Consider the following 17,217-nt stretch of genomic DNA (forward strand, 5'->3'; position numbering starts at 1 on the left):
ACGGGGATTTCCACAGATGCGGCGGTCCCCCTTGTCCCGACCGATCGTTCGGTTACTCTAACTCTGTCCGGCTGTTTCCGCCCAGGTCATGAGCTCAAGGAAGAGTTCGTGAAACGAGGAGTTGGTCCCTGATGGCCGCCGAACTCACCGCGCACCAGCTGATCTCCCAGCACCGGCCCACCCTGGACCAGGCACTGGAAGCGATCCGCACGCGCGCGTACTGGTCCCCGCACCCCGAGCACCCCAAGGCCTACGGCGAGAACGGCAGCCTGGACGCGGCGGCGGGCAAGGCCGCCTTCGACGCCCTGCTGGGCACCCGCCTCGACCTGGACCAGCCCGGTACGGACGACTGGACCGGCGGTGAGGTCTCCCCGTACGGCCTCGAACTCGGTGTGAGCTACCCGCACGCGGACATCGACGTGCTGCTGCCCGCGATGAAGGCCGGGCAGCGCGCGTGGCGGGACGCGGGCGCGGAGACGCGCGCGGTGGTGTGTCTGGAGATCCTGAAGCGGATCAGCGACCGGACGCACGAGTTCGCGCACGCGGTCATGCACACCAGCGGACAGGCCTTCATGATGGCCTTCCAGGCAGGCGGCCCGCACGCGCAGGACCGCGGCCTGGAGGCGGTGGCGTACGCGTACGTGGAGCAGGTCCGCACACCCGACACGGCGGAGTGGACCAAGCCCCAGGGCAAGCGCGACCCGCTCGCCCTCAGCAAGCAGTTCACGCCGGTCCCGCGCGGGATCGCGCTGGTCATCGGCTGCAACACCTTCCCGACGTGGAACGGCTACCCGGGACTGTTCGCCTCCCTGGCGACCGGCAACGCGGTCCTGGTCAAGCCCCACCCGCGCGCGGTGCTGCCGCTCGCGCTCACCGTGCAGGTCGCGCGCCAGGTGCTCGGTGAGGCCGGCTTCGACCCCAACCTGGTGGCCCTGGCCACCGAACGGGCCGGTGAGGGCATCGCCAAGACGCTGGCCACCCGCCCCGAGATCAAGGTCATCGACTACACCGGCTCGACGGCGTTCGGCGACTGGCTGGAGGCCAACGCCCGTCAGGCGCAGGTCTACACGGAGAAGGCCGGCGTCAACACGGTCCTCGTGCAGTCGGCCGGCGACTACAAGGGGATGCTCTCCAACCTGGCCTTCTCGCTCTCGCTGTACAGCGGTCAGATGTGCACCACGCCGCAGAACCTGCTCATCCCCCGGGACGGCATCCGCACCGACGAGGGCCCCAAGTCGTTCGACGAGGTCGTCGCCGACCTCGCCCGCTCGGTCGACGGCCTCCTCGGCGACGACGCGCGCGCCAACGCCCTGCTCGGCGCCATCGTCAACCCGGACGTCAAGGCCCGCCTGGACGCGGCGGCCGGCCTCGGTGAAGTCGCCCTCGCCTCCCGGGAGATCAGCAACCCGGACTTCCCGGACGCGGTGGTCCGTACGCCCGTGATCGTCAAGCTCGACGGAGCCAAGCCGGACGACGAGGCCGCCTACATGAGCGAGTGCTTCGGGCCGGTGTCCTTCGCCGTCGCGGTCGACTCGGCGGCGGACGCGGTCGCACTGCTGCGGCGGACCGTCCGCGAGAAGGGCGCGATGACCGTCGGCGCCTACACCACCGACGAGGAGGTCGAGCAGGAGGTGCGGGAGGTCTGCCTGGAGGAGGCCGCCCAGCTCTCGCTGAACCTCACCGGCGGGGTGTACGTCAACCAGACGGCCGCCTTCTCCGACTTCCACGGCTCGGGCGGCAACCCGGCCGCCAACGCGGCCCTGTGCGACGGCGCCTTCGTGGCCAACCGCTTCCGCGTGGTCGAGGTGCGCCAGGAGGCCTAGGGTCTGTGGTTCGGATCAGGCCGGGCTCGCGGGGCTTGATCCGAACGACAGGTTCTGGACCCTGGATGCGCCCCCGGTGGCGCTCCAGTGGTACAGCGTCATGGCCACACTGGTCGCGAGGTTGTAACTGGAGACCTGGGGGCGCATCGGCAGCGACACCAGATGGTCGGCACGCGCGCGCAGGCCGGCGGAGAGTCCACTGCGCTCCGAGCCGAAGGCGAGCAGCGCGTCGTCCGGCAGCTTCAGCCCGCGGATGTCCTCGCCCTCCGGGTCGAGGGCGAACACCGGCCCGGGCGGCAGTTCGCCGACGGTCAGGCGCTCCACAGCGGTCGCGAAGTGCAGCCCGGCACCGCCGCGCACCACGGTGGGGTGCCAGGGATCGAGCGTGCCGGTGGTGACGACACCGGTCGCCCCGAAGCCGGCCGCCAGCCGGATCACCGCCCCCGCGTTGCCCAGGTTGCGCGGCTGGTCGAGGACCACGACGGGCGCCTCGCGAGGGAGGTGCGCCAGCCTCTCCAGGTTGGCCTCGCGCGCGGGGCGCACGGCCAGGGCGGCCACCGCGGTGGGGTGCGGCCGCGGCACGAGGGAGGCGTACGTCGCCTCGGGCACCTCGGTCAGCAGCCTGTCCAGCGTGTCCCGCACGTCCGGAGCCAGCTCGTCGGCGAGGGCGAGCGCGGCCGCCCGGTCACTGGTGACCCCCACCGGGACCTCGGCACCGAAACGCACCGCGTGCTTGAGGGCGTGGAAGCCGTCGAGCAGCACACAGTCGCCGGCGAGCCGGTGCCAGACACTCACGGGGCCGGGGCCGGGGCCGGGACCGGGGGCGGAGCCGGGGCCGGAGGCGGGTTCGGAGGCGGGTTCGGTCATGCCGTGAAGCCTACGTGCGCGTCCTCGGCGCTCTCCTGGGCGCGGCGCGGCCCGGGCAGCGTCGTACGGCTTCCGCGCGCCGCAAGCCGCGCACGCGCGCGGGCGGCCCGGTCGCCCAGTCGGCGCAGGAAAGGCGTCGGCAGGAAGACCGCGTCGGCCGCGATCATCGCCAGCGAGAAGAACGGCAGCCCGAGGACCACGGCGATCACGGCGTGCTCCGTGATCATGGCGGCCAGCAGGACGTTCTTGACCCGCCGGTTGAACAGCGTGAACGGGAAGGCGACCTGCACGAGGACGGTCCCGTAGGTCACGAGCATGACCATCGTGCCGCTGGACGACAGCAGGTCGGCGAGGGCGGGCCAGGGTGAGAAGTAGTCGAGGTGCAGCGGGTAGTAGACGGCGGTGCCGTCCTGCCAGCGCGATCCCTGGATCTTGTACCAGCCCGCCGTCGCGTAGATCAGACAGGCCTCGGCCATGATCACGAGCAGGGCGCCGTTGTGGACGATGTTGGCGACCACGTCCAGCAGGATCCTGGGCTGCGCGGTCCGCGCCCGGCGCCCGACCACCCACCACACGGCCGCCGCGAGCCACACGGTCCACAGCAGCACCGGGACGAACACGTCGCCGTCGAAGAGCCATCCCGCGACGGTCGCCGTGACCAGTGCCGACCCGAGCAGACCCCACAGAGCCGGACCGACCCGGTCCCCGACCCACTCGCCACGCGCGCGTGCCTGCGACGCGCGCCGTGCCCGCCGCGCGTCCAGCGACCAGACCTGGGCGCAACGCGTGAACACCAGATAGATGCACATCAGGTGCAGGACGTTGTCGCCGCCGTCCCCCATGAAGACGCTGCGGTTCTGCAGCGAGAGGACGCCGGTCATGAAGAGCACGCTCGTCGCGCGCGTGCGCCAGCCCAGCAGCAGCAGGACGCCCGACAGGACGGCGAGTGCGTAGACCAGCTCGAACCAGACCCGCGAGTCCGACCAGATCAGCACCGTGAAAGCGCCGTTGTTCGCGATCAGCTGCTCGGCCAGGCCCCAGCTCCACGGGCCGTCGGGGCCGTACAGCTCCTCGCGGTGGGGGAACTCGCGCAGCAGGAACAGCAGCCAGGTCGTGCTGAAGCCGATACGGATCACGGCCGTCTGGTACGGGCCGAGGGCCGACTCGGTGACCCGGGCGATGCCACGGGAGACCGACAGGGCGAGCCGGTTCACCGGACGCCTCCGGTGGCCTCGCCGGCCGGGACCGACCACCAGGACAGCTCGCGGTACACCGAGTTGCCCGGGACCTGCTCCCGGCTCCACTTCGGCGGACGCACGTTGGTGGTGCGGGAGCGGGCCTGGACGCGCTCGACGGCACCACCCGGCCCGGCCGCCTCCTGGCGGCCCAGGCGCAGCACCAGGATGCGGCGCAGATACGTCTCCGACAATGAGCCGCGCACGCTCGTGGCACGGTTCTGGCTGTCGTGCGTGGCGACGAAGAAGTCCCAGGCCCGGCGCAACTCGTTCTGCTGGGTGTGGCTCGGCAGCAGGTTGCCGTCGATGTCCCGGCCGTCCTGGGCGGACAGGTCGTACCAGCCGGTCGTCCGCGTCCCGCCCTCCGCGGTACGGACCTGGGCGCGGACCTGGACCGCGATGTTCTGCTGAAGGGGGTTCGGGGCGAACAGCATCCAGTTCTGCTCGAACTCCGGGTTGATCCAGTCGTAGACCGCCTTGCCGTGCTGCTTCGTGAGCGTGTTCGACGGCGCGATGTGCAGGAAGACCATGCCGACGTGCGCACAGACGGTGACCGCGACGACCGCGAGGGTCAGCGCCGCGGCGATCTGGTAGCGGAGGGACAGCGCCGCGACACCGGTACGGGCCTCGTCGTACGGGCCCGGGGGCGGGGGGTCGGCCGGTGCGGCGGGCTCCGTCGGTGCGGCCGGAGCCGTTGGCGCGTCCGCTCCCGCCGCCGCGCGCGGTTCCGGCGGCATGTGCGGTTCCGGCGGCATGTGCGGTTCCGCCGCCGTGTGCGGCTCCGCCGACGTGTGCGACTCCCTCGGCACCTGCGGCTCCGTCGGCTCGTGCGGGGCGTTCGAAACTCCGTCGTACGCGTCCATTCCGCCCCGTTTCCGATTCCGGTCCGATATCCGGCCGCCCGGCCGCACCGCACCGCCGCCCACACAGGTCCCACCGCTCCCACGGCGCTCGGACGGAACGGTACTCAGGCCCGCCCGCCGGGCACAGCCCCTGCCGGCAGTGACCGTCCCGCCGTGACCATCGCCACCCTGCGTCGCCACTCGGTTGTCCACAGGTGCCGCCCGCAGGTTATCCACAGCGGTTGACACCTTACGGCGGCCGTCACACCATGGAATCGCACGAACCGAACGATCGGTCGGGAGCGTATTCCGGCGGAGACCAGGTCGAGGGGACCCCATGGCGACAGCAGCCGCGCACCAGACGGCCCGCACACCGGCGGCCGACCCACAGGCGTACGGCCCGCGGGGCGACGCGGCCGACAGCGAAGCGTTCGCGCGCGCCTTCGACGCCGCGGTGGCCGCCGACGAGCGCATCGAGCCGCGCGACTGGATGCCCGACGCCTACCGGGCGACGCTGGTTCGCCAGATGGCGCAGCACGCCCACTCCGAGATCATCGGCATGCAGCCGGAGGCCAACTGGATCACCCGCGCGCCCTCACTGCGCCGCAAGGCGATCCTGATGGCCAAGGTCCAGGACGAGGCAGGCCACGGCCTGTACCTGTACAGCGCGGCCGAGACCCTCGGCACCGGCCGCGACGAACTCCTCGACAAACTCCACACCGGCCGCCAGAAGTACTCCTCGATCTTCAACTACCCGACCCTGACCTGGGCGGACGTCGGAGCGATCGGCTGGCTGGTGGACGGCGCCGCGATCACCAACCAGGTCCCCCTGTGCCGCTGCTCCTACGGCCCGTACGCACGCGCGATGGTCCGCATCTGCAAGGAGGAGTCCTTCCACCAGCGCCAGGGATACGAACTCCTGCTGGCCCTCAGCCGCGGCACCCCCGAGCAGCACGCGATGGCACAGGACGCGGTGGACCGCTGGTGGTGGCCGTCCCTGATGATGTTCGGCCCGCCCGACGAGGAGTCCGGACACTCTGAGCAGTCGATGGCCTGGAAGATCAAGCGGCACTCCAACGACGAGCTGCGCCAGCGCTTCGTCGACATCTGTGTCCCCCAGGCCGAGTCACTGGGCCTCGCCCTGCCGGACCCCGAGCTGAAGTGGAACGAGGAGCGGGGGCACCACGACTTCGGCCCGATCGACTGGACGGAGTTCTGGGACGTCCTCAAGGGCAACGGCCCGTGCAACGACGAGCGGATCAGCCAGCGCAGGCGCGCCCACGACGAGGGCGCCTGGGTACGGGAGGCGGCCGCCGCCTACGCGGCCAAGCACACCGCCGAGACGGGAGCAACGCGAGCATGACGAACACCGACTGGCCCCTGTGGGAGGTCTTCGTGCGGTCGCGCCGCGGCCTCTCCCACACCCACGCCGGCAGCCTGCACGCGCCGGACGCGGAGTTCGCCCTGCGCAACGCCCGTGATCTGTACACCCGGCGCGGCGAGGGCGTCTCGATCTGGGTCGTTCCGTCGTCGGCGGTCACGGCGTCCTCCCCGGACGAGAAGGACCCGTTCTTCGAACCGGCCGCCGACAAGCCCTACCGGCACCCGACGTTCTACGAGATCCCGGAAGGCGTGAAGCACCTGTGACCACCACGGTTCCCGCCGTTCCCACCGCGGCCGCCCTCGCCCTGGGCGACGACGCGCTGGTGCTGTCGCACCGCCTGGGAGAGTGGGCGGGCCACGCACCCGTCCTCGAGGAGGAAGTCGCCCTCGCCAACATCGCGCTGGACCTGCTGGGACAGGCCAGACTGCTGCTGTCGATGGCCGGCGACGAGGACGAACTGGCCTATCTGCGCGAGGAACGCTCCTTCCGCAACCTCCAGCTGGTCGAGCAGCCGAACGGCGACTTCGCCCACACCATCGCCCGCCAGCTCTACTTCTCCACCTACCAGCACCTCCTGTACGCCGAACTGGCGGCAGCGGACGGCCCCTTGGCCCCGCTCGCCGCGAAGGCCGTCAAGGAGGTCGCCTACCACCGCGACCACGCCGAGCAGTGGACCCTGCGACTCGGCGACGGCACCGAGGCCAGCCACGAGCGGATGCAGCGGGCCTGCACGGCACTGTGGCGGTTCACCGGCGAGCTGTTCCGGCCCGTCGACGGGCTCGACATCGACAGGGAGCGGCTGGAAGCGGCCTGGCTCACCTCCGTCGGGGACGTGCTGCGGCAGGCCACCCTGACCGTTCCCGACGGGCCGCGGTCCGGGGCCTGGGCGGCCGGCGCCGGCCGCGAGGGCCTGCACACCGAGTCCTTCGGGCGGATGCTCGCCGAGATGCAGCACCTGCACCGCAGCCACCCGGGGGCGTCATGGTGACGCTCACTCCGCTCGAGGCGGAACTCCTGGAGATCGCCGGTTCGGTGCCCGACCCCGAACTGCCGGTGCTCACCCTCCACGAGCTGGGTGTGGTGCGTGCCGTGCACGTCCGGGGCGCGGACTCGGTCGAGGTCGAGCTGACCCCCACGTACACCGGCTGCCCGGCCGTGGAGGCCATGTCCCTGGACATCGAGCGGGTGCTGCACGACCACGGCGTGCGCGAGGTCACCGTGCGCACAGTGCTCGCACCCGCCTGGTCGACCGACGACATCTCGCCCGAAGGGCGGCGCAAACTCCGCGAGTTCGGCATCGCACCGCCGCGCCGGCACCAGGCGTCCGAACCGGTCGCCCTGCGGCTGGGACCGACCCGCACGGCCGCCGCCGAGCCGGAGCCGGTCTGCTGCCCGCACTGCGGATCCGCCGACACCGAGCTGCTCAGCCGCTTCTCCTCCACCGCATGCAAGGCGCTGCGCCGGTGCCTGTCGTGCCGGGAGCCGTTCGACCACTTCAAGGAGTTGTGATGGCCCGCTTCCACCCGCTCCCCGTGGTCGCGGTCGACCGGCTCACCGACGACTCCGTGGCCCTCACCCTCACGGTGCCACCGGAACTGCGCGAGGAGTTCCGGCACGCGCCCGGCCAGCACCTGGCCCTGCGGCGCACCGTCGACGGCACCGAGACGAGGCGCACGTACTCGATCTGCTCCCAGGCCCCGGCACCGGACGGCGAAGGTCCGCGCACCCTGCGGGTCGGGGTGCGGCTGGTCGAGGGCGGCGCCTTCTCGACGTACGCGCTCAAGGAGATCAACATCGGCGACGAGCTGGAGGTGATGACTCCGGCCGGCCGCTTCACGCTGGAGCCGGCGCCCGGCCTGTACGCCGCGGTGGTCGGCGGCAGCGGCATCACGCCGGTGCTGTCGATCGTCTCGACACTGCTGGCGCGTGAGCCGGCGGCCCGGTTCTGCCTGATACGCGGCGACCGGACGTCCGCCTCGACGATGTTCCTGGAAGAGGTGGCCGACCTCAAGGACCGGTACCCGCAGCGGCTGCAGCTGGTGACCGTGCTCTCCCGGGAGGAACAGCAGGCGGGGCTCCCGTCCGGGCGCCTGGACCGCGAGCGGCTGATCGAACTGCTGCCGGCGCTGCTTCCGGTCGAGCACGTGGCGGGATGGTTTTTGTGCGGACCGTACGGACTCGTGCAGGGGGCCGAACAGGCCCTGCGCGGACTGCGGGTGCCACGGTCGCGCATCCACGAGGAGATCTTCCACGTGGACGCGGGCACCGCCACCGCACCGGCCCGGCCGGCCCCCGCGCACAGCACGGTGACCGCCAGGCTCGACGGACGCGGCGGGAGCTGGCCTGTCCAGGACGGCGAGTCCCTCCTGGAGACGGTGCTGCGCAACCGCCCCGACGCGCCCTACGCCTGCAAGGGCGGCGTGTGCGGAACCTGCCGGGCCTTCCTGGTCACCGGCGAGGTGCGCATGGACCGCAACTTCGCCCTGGAGACGGAGGAGACGGAAGCGGGATACGTCCTGGCGTGCCAGTCGCATCCGGTGACGGAGAAGGTGGAGCTGGACTTCGACCGCTGAGGGCCCTCGCCCACCGGAACCCGGGCCCGGTCGGACGCCCCAACCCCTGCGGACACCCCAGCGCACACGCCCTGCCCGCACGGACACCCCAGCCCGCACGCCCTGCCCAGCAAGGGCGAGGCGCCTCGGCCTGTTCCGCCCGTTCCCTTCTTCTAGAACCTGTTCTATCTTGACGCCCCGTCAGATGAGGAGAGACCGGCGTCGGGTCGCGACGGCCTGGCCGGTCGCCGGTGGCCGTGGGCGGCCGTAGGTCGTAGGCCTACGGCCGGTGTGCGCGTGGGAGGGCAGGGATCGTGGATTTCACCTTCAGCGAGGAGCAGCAGGCGGCGGCCGAGGCGGCCCGGGGGGTGTTCGCGGGGGTCGCACCGGACGCGGTGCCCAGCCCCGCCCTCACCCCGGGCGCCGTCGCGGACGACTTCGACCTCGCCCTGTGGGCCAGGCTCGCCGAGGCGGACCTGCTGAGCCTGCTGCTGGACGCCGAGTACGGCGGTGCGGGCCTGGACGCCGTGGCGCTGTGCCTGGTGCTGCGCGAGTCCGCGAAGGTGCTGGCGCGGGTCCCGCTGCTGGAGAGCAGCGCGGCCGCGGCGGCCGTCCAGACCTACGGAGGCGCCGAGTTGAAATCCGATCTACTGGCCCGGGCGGGCCGCGGAGAGGTGGTGCTGACCGTCGCCTCGAGCGGCCGCACCGGCCACGATCCGGCCGAACTCGCCGTCACCGCACGGCCAGACGGCGACCGGCAGGACGTGGACCGACAAGACGTGGACCGGCGGGACGGGGAAAGGCGCGACGGGGACGGGGCGGGCCACCGGTCCGGCGAGGCCGCCGGATGGATCCTGGACGGTGTACAGACGGCGGTGCCGTGGGCGCACAACGCCGACTTCGTCGTCGTACCCGCCCGCACGGACGCCTACCGGACCGTGCTCGCCCTGGTACCGCGCCTCCACGAGGGGGTCACGGTCGCCGAACAGATCTCCACCACCGGCGAGCGGCTCGGTGAACTGCGCCTGGAGTCGGTGCGGATCGCGGCGCGTGACGTCATCGACGCCGAGGGCGCCTGGGAGTGGCTGCGCGAGCTGCTGACCACCGGCACGTGCGCGCTGGCGCTCGGCCTCGGCCGGCAGGTACTGCGGATGACCGGCGACTACACCAGCAAGCGCGAACAGTTCGGGTTCCCGGTGGCCACCTTCCAGGCCGTGGCCGTGCAGGCCGCCGACCGCTACATCGACCTGCGCGCGATGGAGGCCACGCTGTGGCAGGCCGCGTGGCGGATCGGTTCGGGGGCGCAGGGCGCACTCCCGGCCTCGGGGGACGTCGCGGTCGCCAAGATATGGGCCTCGGAGGGCGTCCGGCGGATCGTGCAGACCGCTCAGCATCTGCACGGCGGCTTCGGCGCCGACGTCGACTACTCCCTGCACCGGTACCACGCCTGGGCCAAGCACCTGGAGCTGTCACTCGGCCCGGCGGCGGCCCACGAGGAGGCCCTGGGGGACCTGCTGGCGGCGCACCCCCTGGCCTGAGCGGCGACCACGGACCGCGAGCCCGACCCGCGGGACGGAATCGCCGGACCGACCGCTTCCCGGAGCCGTGGCGGAAGGGCCCGGGCCTAGAGGACGAACCCCGGCTGCCCCTCGTCCGTCACGACGGGGCGGCCCGCGGCCGCCCACACCTGCATGCCACCGTCGACGTTCACGGCATTCACACCCTGCTGGACCAGGTACATCGCGACCTGAGCCGAACGACCGCCGGAACGGCAGATCACGTGGACCGTCCCGTCCTGCGGGGCCGCCTCGGTCAGCTCGCCGTACCTGGCGACGAACTCGCTGATGGGGATGTGCAGGGCTCCCTCGGCATGACCCGCCCGCCACTCGTCGCCCTCGCGGACGTCCAGCAGGAAGTCGCCGTCCTTGAGGTCCGGGACCTCGACCGTGGGCACACCAGCTCCGAAACTCATGTCCCCGACGCTACCGGACGCACCCACGCCCCGACCGGGCCACCCGGGCAACCCCATGAACCTGGACCCCTGCCCCCAGCCACCGCCTGGCACCCGGAGGCCGCCTACGCGCGGCGCCCCGCCTACTCGGACATCGACGCCAGTTCCGCCTCACGCTCGGAGACCTGGGCGAGCAGCTGCTCGGCGATCTCCTCCAGCAGGCGGTCGGGGTCGTCCGGTGCCAGCCGCAGCATCCCGCCGATCGCGCTCTCCTCCAGCTCCCGCGCGACCACGGAAAGCAGTTCCTTGCGCTGGGCGAGCCACTCGAGGCGGGCGTAGAGCTCCTCGGCGGGGGTCGGTGGCGGCTCCACGGGCACGGGGCCCGCCGCCCACTCCTCGGCCAGCTCCTTGAGCAGCGCCTCGTCGCCACGGGCGTAGGCGGCGTTGACCCGGGTGATGAACTCCTCGCGCCGGGCCTGCTCGGACTCGTCCTGCGCCAGGTCGGGGTGGGCCTTGCGGGCCAGCTCACGGTAGAGCTTGCGGGCCTCGTCGCTGGGGCGCACCCGCTGCGGGGGACGGACCGGCTGGTCCGTGAGCATCGCGGCCGCCTCCGGGAACAGCCCGTCCCCGTCCATCCAGCCGTGGAACAGTTCCTCGACGCCGGGCATCGGCATCACCCGGGCACGCGCCTCGTCGGCCTTGCGCAGGTCCTCGGGGTCGCCGGTGCGGGCGGCCCGGGCCTCGGCGAGCTGCGCGTCCAGCTCGTCGAGACGGGAGTACATGGGGCCGAGCCGCTGGTGGTGCAGGCGCGAGAAGTTCTCGACCTCGATACGGAACGTCTCCACCGCGATCTCGTACTCGATCAGCGCCTGCTCGGCGGCCCGCACGGCACGCTCCAGCCGCTCCTCGGGCCGGGGCGCACCGTCCTGTGGCTTCACCGGCGTCTCACCGGCGGCACCACCCTGCTCAGTTTCCGGGCTCGTCACCCGCCCAGCGTAGGCCACGCCCGGCCCGGCACGACCGGTCAGGCCCGCGACCGCGCCCGACGCTGCAGACCGTGCCCCTCCACTGCCCCCGGGTGGGAGGTGCCCGGCGGGCGGTGGAACTCAGGCCCGCCCTCGAGCCGACTCAATCCCCGGCCCACTCCGGCAGCCACCGGCCCGCACCCGTCTGCCACCGGCGGATGCCTCCTGCCGCCCGTCTCCCACTCCGGCAGGCTCGCCCCTCAGTCCCCCGTGTCCGCCCCTCACACGCCCCTCACACGCCCGTCTCCGCCGCGATCCGCCCCGCGCGCACCGCGGCCACGAGGTCCGCGTGGTCGGCCTCGGTGCGGTCGGCGTAGGAGACGGCGAAGGCGGCGATCGCCTCGTCGAGCTCCTCGCTCTTGCCGCAGTAGCCCGCGATCCGGCGCGGGTCGGCGCTGTGGGAGTGGGCGCGGGCCAGCAGGGCGCCGGTCATCCGGCCGTAGTCGTCCAGCTGGTCGGCGGCCAGGGCGGCGGGGTCGACGCTGCCCTTGCGGTTGCGGAACTGCCGTACCTGGAAGGGGCGTTGGTCGACCGTCGTCCAGCCCAGCAGGATGTCGCTCACGACCTGCATGCGTTTCTGCCCGAGGACGACCCGGCGGCCCTCGTGCGCCACCTGGGGCGTCTCGAACCCCGCGCTCGCCAGATGCGGCAGCAGCGCGGAGGGGCGGGCCTCCTTGACCTGAAGGACGAGGGGCTCGTCCCGGTGGTCCAGGAGGAGCACGACGTACGACCGGGTGCCGACGCTGCCCGTGCCGACGACCCGGAACGCGACGTCGTGCACCGCGTGCCGGGCCAGCAGGGGCAGGCGGTCCTCGGAGAGCGTCGTCAGGTACTCCGCCAGGGACGAGGCGACCGCCGCGGCCTCCGCGTCCGGAACGCGCCGCAGGACCGGCTGGGCGTCGACGAAGCGGCGTCCGCCGTCCTCGGCCGGTTCCGTCGACTTCGCCGCGAAGCGCCCGCTGGTGTTGGCCCGGGCCTTCTCCGACACCCGTTCCAGCGTGCCGAGCAGGTCGTGGGCGTCGGTGTGGGAGACGAGTTCCTCGTCCGCGATGGCGTTCCACGCGTCGAGGACCGGGAGCTTGGCGAGCAGTCGCATGGTGCGGCGGTAGGCACCCGCCGCGTCGTGCGCCGCCTTGCGGCAGGTGTCCTCGTCCGCGCCCGCCGCACGCCCCGCGAGCACGAGCGAGGCGGCGAGCCGCTTGAGATCCCACTCCCAGGGGCCGTGGACCGTCTCGTCGAAGTCGTTGAGGTCGATGACCAGGCCACCGCGCGCATCGCCGTACAGGCCGAAGTTCGCCGCGTGCGCGTCACCGCAGATCTGCGCGCGGATCCTCGTCACGGGGGTGCGCGCGAGGTCGTAGGCCATCAGGCCCGCCGCGCCGCGCAGGAAGGCGAAGGGCGTGGCCGCCATCCGCCCGATCCGGAGCGGTGTGAGTTCGGGGAGCCGGCCGCGGCTGGACTCCTCGACCGCGCTCACCGCGTCGGGCCGGGAGCCGTCCGGCTCGAACGTGGCGTGCGCACCGCGCGGGACCTGCTGACGCAGCGCCTTGCCCTCGTCCTTGGGCGACCCGCCCGCGGGCCACTCGGCGAAGCCCCGCACCCGGGGAAGCCGAGGGGGCGCCGACTCCTGCGCAGCCACTCCCGCACCGACCTGGGTCACGCCGACCGCCTCCCCCGCACGCACGAACATCAACTCGTGCCGACCGTACAGCCGGTGACCGAAACGCGTCAGACCCTGTGGACAACTCCACGAAAGCCCATGTGATTGTCCTCACCAGGTAATCCCGGTCACCATCCCGGGCCGTCCCGGGACGCCCAGAGCAGTGGACCGGCGGTTCACGGGGCCCCGAAAGCACGAACACAGGGCAATGCGAAAGCCCCGCAGGTCCGAGACCTGCGGGGCTTTCAGCTGTGCGCGAGGGGGGAGTTGAACCCCCACGCCCTTTCGGGCACTGGAACCTGAATCCAGCGCGTCTGCCTATTCCGCCACCCGCGCATTGGGTGTGTTTTCCGGCTCCGGCCTGCTCGGCGCGGCGCCTTCCGACAGCCAGAACATTAGCACGCTGGCAGGGGTGGGTTCACATCACTTACCGCGGGGCAGCCGCCCACCAGCGCCTTCGTCACCGACCGCCCCCGCACCACCGACCCGCCGAACCTCCGGCCACGTATCAACGTCGACCGGTTCACGTATCAACCTCGTACCGGTACCGCTCGTCTCCCCAGGAGCAGGGCAGGGTCCACAGTCAGGTGCGGGACACTGGTCTGCGGCCGCCTCTACGATCCTTGGCAGGACCGAGGCCCGGAGGAGTTCGAAGGTGGGCTCCGGCGGGAACGTCGTCAGGCGTCGACACCTGTCGACCGCGCCGACAGGGGGAACCAGCCGATTTACCGGCGCGTGGATACGATCAGTAAGCAGTATCGGCAGTACAAGGCAGGGCAGGGCCCGCTCAGCGGGATGCAGGACGTCAGCAGCTACGGAGGAGGTGCCCCATGGGAGTCCTGAAGAAGTTCGAGCAGCGTCTCGAAGGTCTGGTCAACGGCACCTTCGCCAAAGTGTTCAAGTCCGAGGTGCAGCCGGTGGAGATCGCGGGAGCGCTCCAGCGGGAGTGCGACAACAACGCGACCATCTGGAACCGCGACCGGACCGTCGTACCCAACGACTTCATCGTCGAGCTGAGCACGCCCGACTTCGAGCGGCTCAGCCCCTACTCCGGCCAGCTCGGCGACGAGCTCGCCGGCATGGTGCGCGACTACGCCAAGCAGCAGCGCTACACCTTCATGGGACCCATCAAGGTCCACCTGGAGAAGGCCGACGACCTCGACACCGGCCTGTACCGGGTCCGCAGCCGTACACTCGCCTCCTCCAGCAACCAGCAGGGCGCCCCCGGGCCCGCCCCGGCGAGCCCGGCCCCCGGCCGGCCCGGCGGCTACGGCTACCCGCCGGCCGCCGCTCCCGCCGGCGCTCCGCCCATGCCGGCCGCGCCACCCCCAGGCGGCCGCCCCGGCGCCGCCCCCCACAGCCAGCGGCCGGCGGCCGCGTCCCCGGCAGGCGGACGCACCCGCCACTGGGTCGAGATCAACGGCAACCGCCATCAGATCTCCCGCGCAACGCTGGTGCTGGGCCGCAGCACCGAAGCAGACGTGCGGATCGACGACCCCGGCGTCTCACGCCGGCACTGTGAGATCCGGACCGGAACGCCCTCGACGATCCAGGATCTCGGGTCCACCAACGGCATCGTGGTGGACGGGCAGCACACCACCCGCGCTACGCTCCGCGACGGCTCGCGGATCGTCGTGGGCAGTACCACCATCATTTACCGGCAAGCCGAAGGGTGAAGCGGGGGCAATGTCAGAGCTGACCCTCACGGTCATGCGGCTGGGTTTCCTGGCCGTTCTGTGGCTGTTCGTGATCGTGGCCGTGCAGGTCATCCGCAGCGACCTGTTCGGAACGCGCGTCACTCAGCGCGGGTCGCGACGGGAAGCCGGCCGGCCGCAGCAACAGGCCGCCCGACAACAAGCGGCACCTCCGCAGCAGCGCCAGCAGGCCGCCGGCGGCCGCCAGCGCCGCAACGCGCCCACCAAACTGGTCGTGACGGAAGGCACCCTCACCGGTACCACCGTCGCGCTCCAGGGCCAGACCATCAGCCTGGGCCGGGCGCACGACAGCACCATCGTGCTGGACGACGACTACGCGTCCAGCCGCCATGCCAGGATCTACCCGGACCGCGACGGCCAGTGGATCGTCGAGGACCTGGGCTCCACCAACGGCACGTACCTCGACCGAACGCGGCTGACGACCCCCACGCCGATCGCGCCGGGCGCGCCGATCCGCATCGGCAAGACCGTCATCGAGCTGCGGAAGTAGTACTACGTCATGAATGAGTGCGAGCGGAGCGAGCACGCCGCGGAGGCCGGCACCCCGGACCCCGGCGCGCTCCCGACCGGAGGGTGGGCACCGTGCGGATGTACCCGGAGCCGACGGGCGAGGTGCGCATGAGTCTGTCACTGCGCTTCGCCGCCGGATCGCACAAAGGCATGATCCGAGAGGGCAACGAGGACTCCGGATACGCCGGTCCCCGCCTGCTCGCCATCGCCGACGGCATGGGCGGCGCCGCAGCCGGCGAGGTCGCCTCCTCCGAGGCCATCTCGACCATCGTCGCCCTCGACGACGACGTCCCCGGCTCCGACCTCCTCACCTCGCTCGGCACCGCCGTCCAGCGCGCCAACGACCAACTGCGCTCGATGGTCGAGGACGACCCGCAGCTCGAAGGCATGGGCACCACGCTCACCGCCCTGCTGTGGACCGGCCAGCGCCTCGGCCTCGTGCACGTCGGCGACTCGCGCGCCTACCTGCTGCGCGACGGCGTCCTCACCCAGATCACCCAGGACCACACCTGGGTACAGCGCCTGGTCGACGAGGGCCGGATCACCGAAGAGGAAGCCACCACCCACCCGCAGCGCTCCCTGCTGATGCGCGCGCTGGGCAGCGGCGAGCACGTCGAACCCGACCTCTCCATCCGCGAGGTCCGCGCCGGCGACCGCTACCTCATCTGCTCCGACGGCCTGTCCGGCGTCGTGTCCCACCAGACCCTCGAGGACACCCTCGCCAGCTACCAGGGCCCACAGGAGACCGTGCAGGAGCTGATCCAGCTCGCCCTGCGCGGCGGCGGCCCCGACAACATCACGGTCATCGTCGCCGACGTCCTCGACCTCGACACCGGAGACACCCTCGCCGGGCAGCTCTCCGACACCCCGGTCGTCGTCGGCGCGGTCGCCGAGAACCAGGCCGCCCAGCAGCACGACAACGGCATCATGCAGACCCCCGCCGGCCGCGCCTCCGGCCTCGGCCGCCAGGTTCCCGGACAGGGCGGGGGAGGCGAGTTCGGCCCGCCCGGCTCCGGCGACACCACCGGCTACATCCAGACCGGCGGCTTCGACGACTACACCGACGACGACTTCGTCAAGCCCCGCAAGGGCCGCAGGTGGCTGAAGAGATCCTTCTACACGGTGCTCGCCCTCGCCCTCGTCGGCGGCGGGCTCTACGGCGGCTACCGCTGGACACAGACGCAGTACTACGTCGGCGTCAACGGCGAGCACGTCGCGCTGTACCGGGGCATCAGCCAGGACCTCGCCTGGGTGTCGTTGTCGAAGGTGGAGAAGGACCACCCCGAGATCGAACTCAAGTACCTGCCGCCCTACCAGCAGAAGCAGGTCAAGGCGACGATCGCCGAGGGCGGTCTGCCGGACGCCCGCTCGAAGATCTCCGAACTGGCCGTGCAGGCCTCGGCATGCCAGAAGCAGGCCGAACGCGCCGACGCCGCGAACAGCTCGAAGACCAGCACGGGCAAGACCGGTCACACCACGGGAACCACCAGCACCTCCCTCACGTCCAAGGCGTCGCCGAGCCCGAACGCGTCGGGAACGGCCTCACCGTCCCCGACCACGACCGCGCCCACTCCCAGCCCCGGCCCCAGCCTCTCCGACCAGGAGCAGAAGGTCGTCTCGCTGTGCGACAAGCAGTAGCCAAGCCGTGAGAGG

16 protein-coding genes and 1 tRNA gene are annotated in these 17,217 nt (G+C 71.9%); 10 read left to right on the plus strand and 7 right to left on the minus strand.

Annotation, left to right across the window (positions count from 1 at the left end; genetic code table 11):
* The first annotated feature begins 131 nt into the window (after nt 1-131).
* Nucleotides 132-1,823, plus strand: a complete 1,692-nt coding sequence (paaN, locus tag OG985_RS23155) for a phenylacetic acid degradation protein PaaN (protein ID WP_371670251.1) — start codon at nt 132-134, stop codon at nt 1,821-1,823.
* A gap of 15 nt (nt 1,824-1,838) precedes the next feature.
* On the opposite strand, the gene OG985_RS23160 is transcribed toward paaN, so the two are convergent.
* The 3 genes from OG985_RS23160 to OG985_RS23170 are packed head-to-tail and all read right to left on the minus strand — an operon-like array spanning nt 1,839 to nt 4,788.
* Nucleotides 1,839-2,690 (minus strand): TrmH family RNA methyltransferase, encoded by an 852-nt coding sequence (locus tag OG985_RS23160; RefSeq protein ID WP_371670252.1) that lies wholly within the window; start codon nt 2,688-2,690, stop codon nt 1,839-1,841.
* Nucleotides 2,687-3,904, minus strand: coding sequence for an HTTM domain-containing protein (locus OG985_RS23165; protein WP_371670253.1), 1,218 nt, complete (start codon nt 3,902-3,904; stop codon nt 2,687-2,689). Before OG985_RS23165 ends, OG985_RS23160 begins: the two co-directional genes overlap by 4 nt.
* On the minus strand, nt 3,901-4,788 hold the full coding sequence (locus OG985_RS23170) for a DUF5819 family protein (protein WP_371670254.1): 888 nt from the start codon (nt 4,786-4,788) through the stop codon (nt 3,901-3,903). Before OG985_RS23170 ends, OG985_RS23165 begins: the two co-directional genes overlap by 4 nt.
* A 316-nt stretch (nt 4,789-5,104) precedes the next feature.
* Here OG985_RS23170 and paaA point away from each other — a divergent pair, with 316 nt between their 5' ends.
* The 6 genes from paaA to OG985_RS23200 all read left to right on the plus strand — a co-directional run bounded on the left by paaA (nt 5,105) and on the right by OG985_RS23200 (nt 10,241).
* The gene (gene paaA / locus OG985_RS23175) at nt 5,105-6,130 is read left to right on the plus strand and encodes a 1,2-phenylacetyl-CoA epoxidase subunit PaaA (protein WP_371670255.1); all 1,026 of its coding nucleotides are present in this window, start codon (nt 5,105-5,107) and stop codon (nt 6,128-6,130) included.
* A complete protein-coding gene (paaB, locus tag OG985_RS23180; protein WP_319337667.1) occupies nt 6,127-6,414 on the plus strand; it encodes a 1,2-phenylacetyl-CoA epoxidase subunit PaaB in 288 nt (95 codons plus the stop codon). Before paaA ends, paaB begins: the two co-directional genes overlap by 4 nt.
* Entirely contained in the window at nt 6,411-7,139 is a 729-nt protein-coding gene (gene paaC / locus OG985_RS23185) for a 1,2-phenylacetyl-CoA epoxidase subunit PaaC (protein ID WP_371670256.1), read from the plus strand. Before paaB ends, paaC begins: the two co-directional genes overlap by 4 nt.
* Complete coding sequence (paaD, locus tag OG985_RS23190) at nt 7,133-7,660, plus strand: 1,2-phenylacetyl-CoA epoxidase subunit PaaD (RefSeq protein ID WP_371670257.1); 528 nt, start codon at nt 7,133-7,135, stop codon at nt 7,658-7,660. The genes paaC and paaD overlap by 7 nt, the downstream gene beginning before the upstream one ends.
* Nucleotides 7,660-8,724 (plus strand): 2Fe-2S iron-sulfur cluster-binding protein, encoded by a 1,065-nt coding sequence (locus tag OG985_RS23195; RefSeq protein ID WP_371670258.1) that lies wholly within the window; start codon nt 7,660-7,662, stop codon nt 8,722-8,724. The genes paaD and OG985_RS23195 overlap by 1 nt, the downstream gene beginning before the upstream one ends.
* A 293-nt stretch (nt 8,725-9,017) precedes the next feature.
* Nucleotides 9,018-10,241 (plus strand): acyl-CoA dehydrogenase family protein, encoded by a 1,224-nt coding sequence (locus OG985_RS23200; protein ID WP_371670259.1) that lies wholly within the window; start codon nt 9,018-9,020, stop codon nt 10,239-10,241.
* Nucleotides 10,242-10,327: 86 nt separating this feature from the next.
* On the opposite strand, the gene OG985_RS23205 is transcribed toward OG985_RS23200, so the two are convergent.
* From OG985_RS23205 to OG985_RS23220, 4 genes are all read right to left on the minus strand, one after another.
* Nucleotides 10,328-10,657 carry a rhodanese-like domain-containing protein gene (locus OG985_RS23205; protein WP_371674470.1) on the minus strand — a complete coding sequence of 110 codons (330 nt, stop codon included), beginning with the start codon at nt 10,655-10,657 and terminating at the stop codon, nt 10,328-10,330.
* 140 nt (nt 10,658-10,797) lie between these two features.
* A complete protein-coding gene (locus OG985_RS23210; RefSeq protein WP_371670260.1) occupies nt 10,798-11,640 on the minus strand; it encodes a J domain-containing protein in 843 nt (280 codons plus the stop codon).
* A 271-nt stretch (nt 11,641-11,911) separates the two neighbouring features.
* Entirely contained in the window at nt 11,912-13,369 is a 1,458-nt protein-coding gene (locus OG985_RS23215) for a DUF2252 domain-containing protein (RefSeq protein WP_371670261.1), read from the minus strand.
* 222 nt (nt 13,370-13,591) lie between these two features.
* Nucleotides 13,592-13,675, minus strand: a tRNA-Leu gene (locus OG985_RS23220).
* Nucleotides 13,676-14,169: 494 nt separating this feature from the next.
* Here OG985_RS23220 and OG985_RS23225 point away from each other — a divergent pair.
* The 3 genes from OG985_RS23225 (at nt 14,170) to OG985_RS23235 (ending at nt 17,202) form a co-directional block, all read left to right on the plus strand.
* Nucleotides 14,170-15,015: an FhaA domain-containing protein gene (locus OG985_RS23225; protein ID WP_371670262.1), complete on the plus strand. Its 846-nt coding sequence runs from the start codon at nt 14,170-14,172 to the stop codon at nt 15,013-15,015.
* A gap of 10 nt (nt 15,016-15,025) precedes the next feature.
* A complete protein-coding gene (locus tag OG985_RS23230) occupies nt 15,026-15,544 on the plus strand; it encodes an FHA domain-containing protein (RefSeq protein WP_371670263.1) in 519 nt (172 codons plus the stop codon).
* A gap of 128 nt (nt 15,545-15,672) precedes the next feature.
* Nucleotides 15,673-17,202 carry a Stp1/IreP family PP2C-type Ser/Thr phosphatase gene (locus OG985_RS23235; protein WP_371670264.1) on the plus strand — a complete coding sequence of 510 codons (1,530 nt, stop codon included), beginning with the start codon at nt 15,673-15,675 and terminating at the stop codon, nt 17,200-17,202.
* The last annotated feature ends 15 nt before the right edge of the window (nt 17,203-17,217 follow it).

Source organism: Streptomyces sp. NBC_00289 (assembly GCF_041435115.1).
GTDB lineage: Bacteria > Actinomycetota > Actinomycetes > Streptomycetales > Streptomycetaceae > Streptomyces.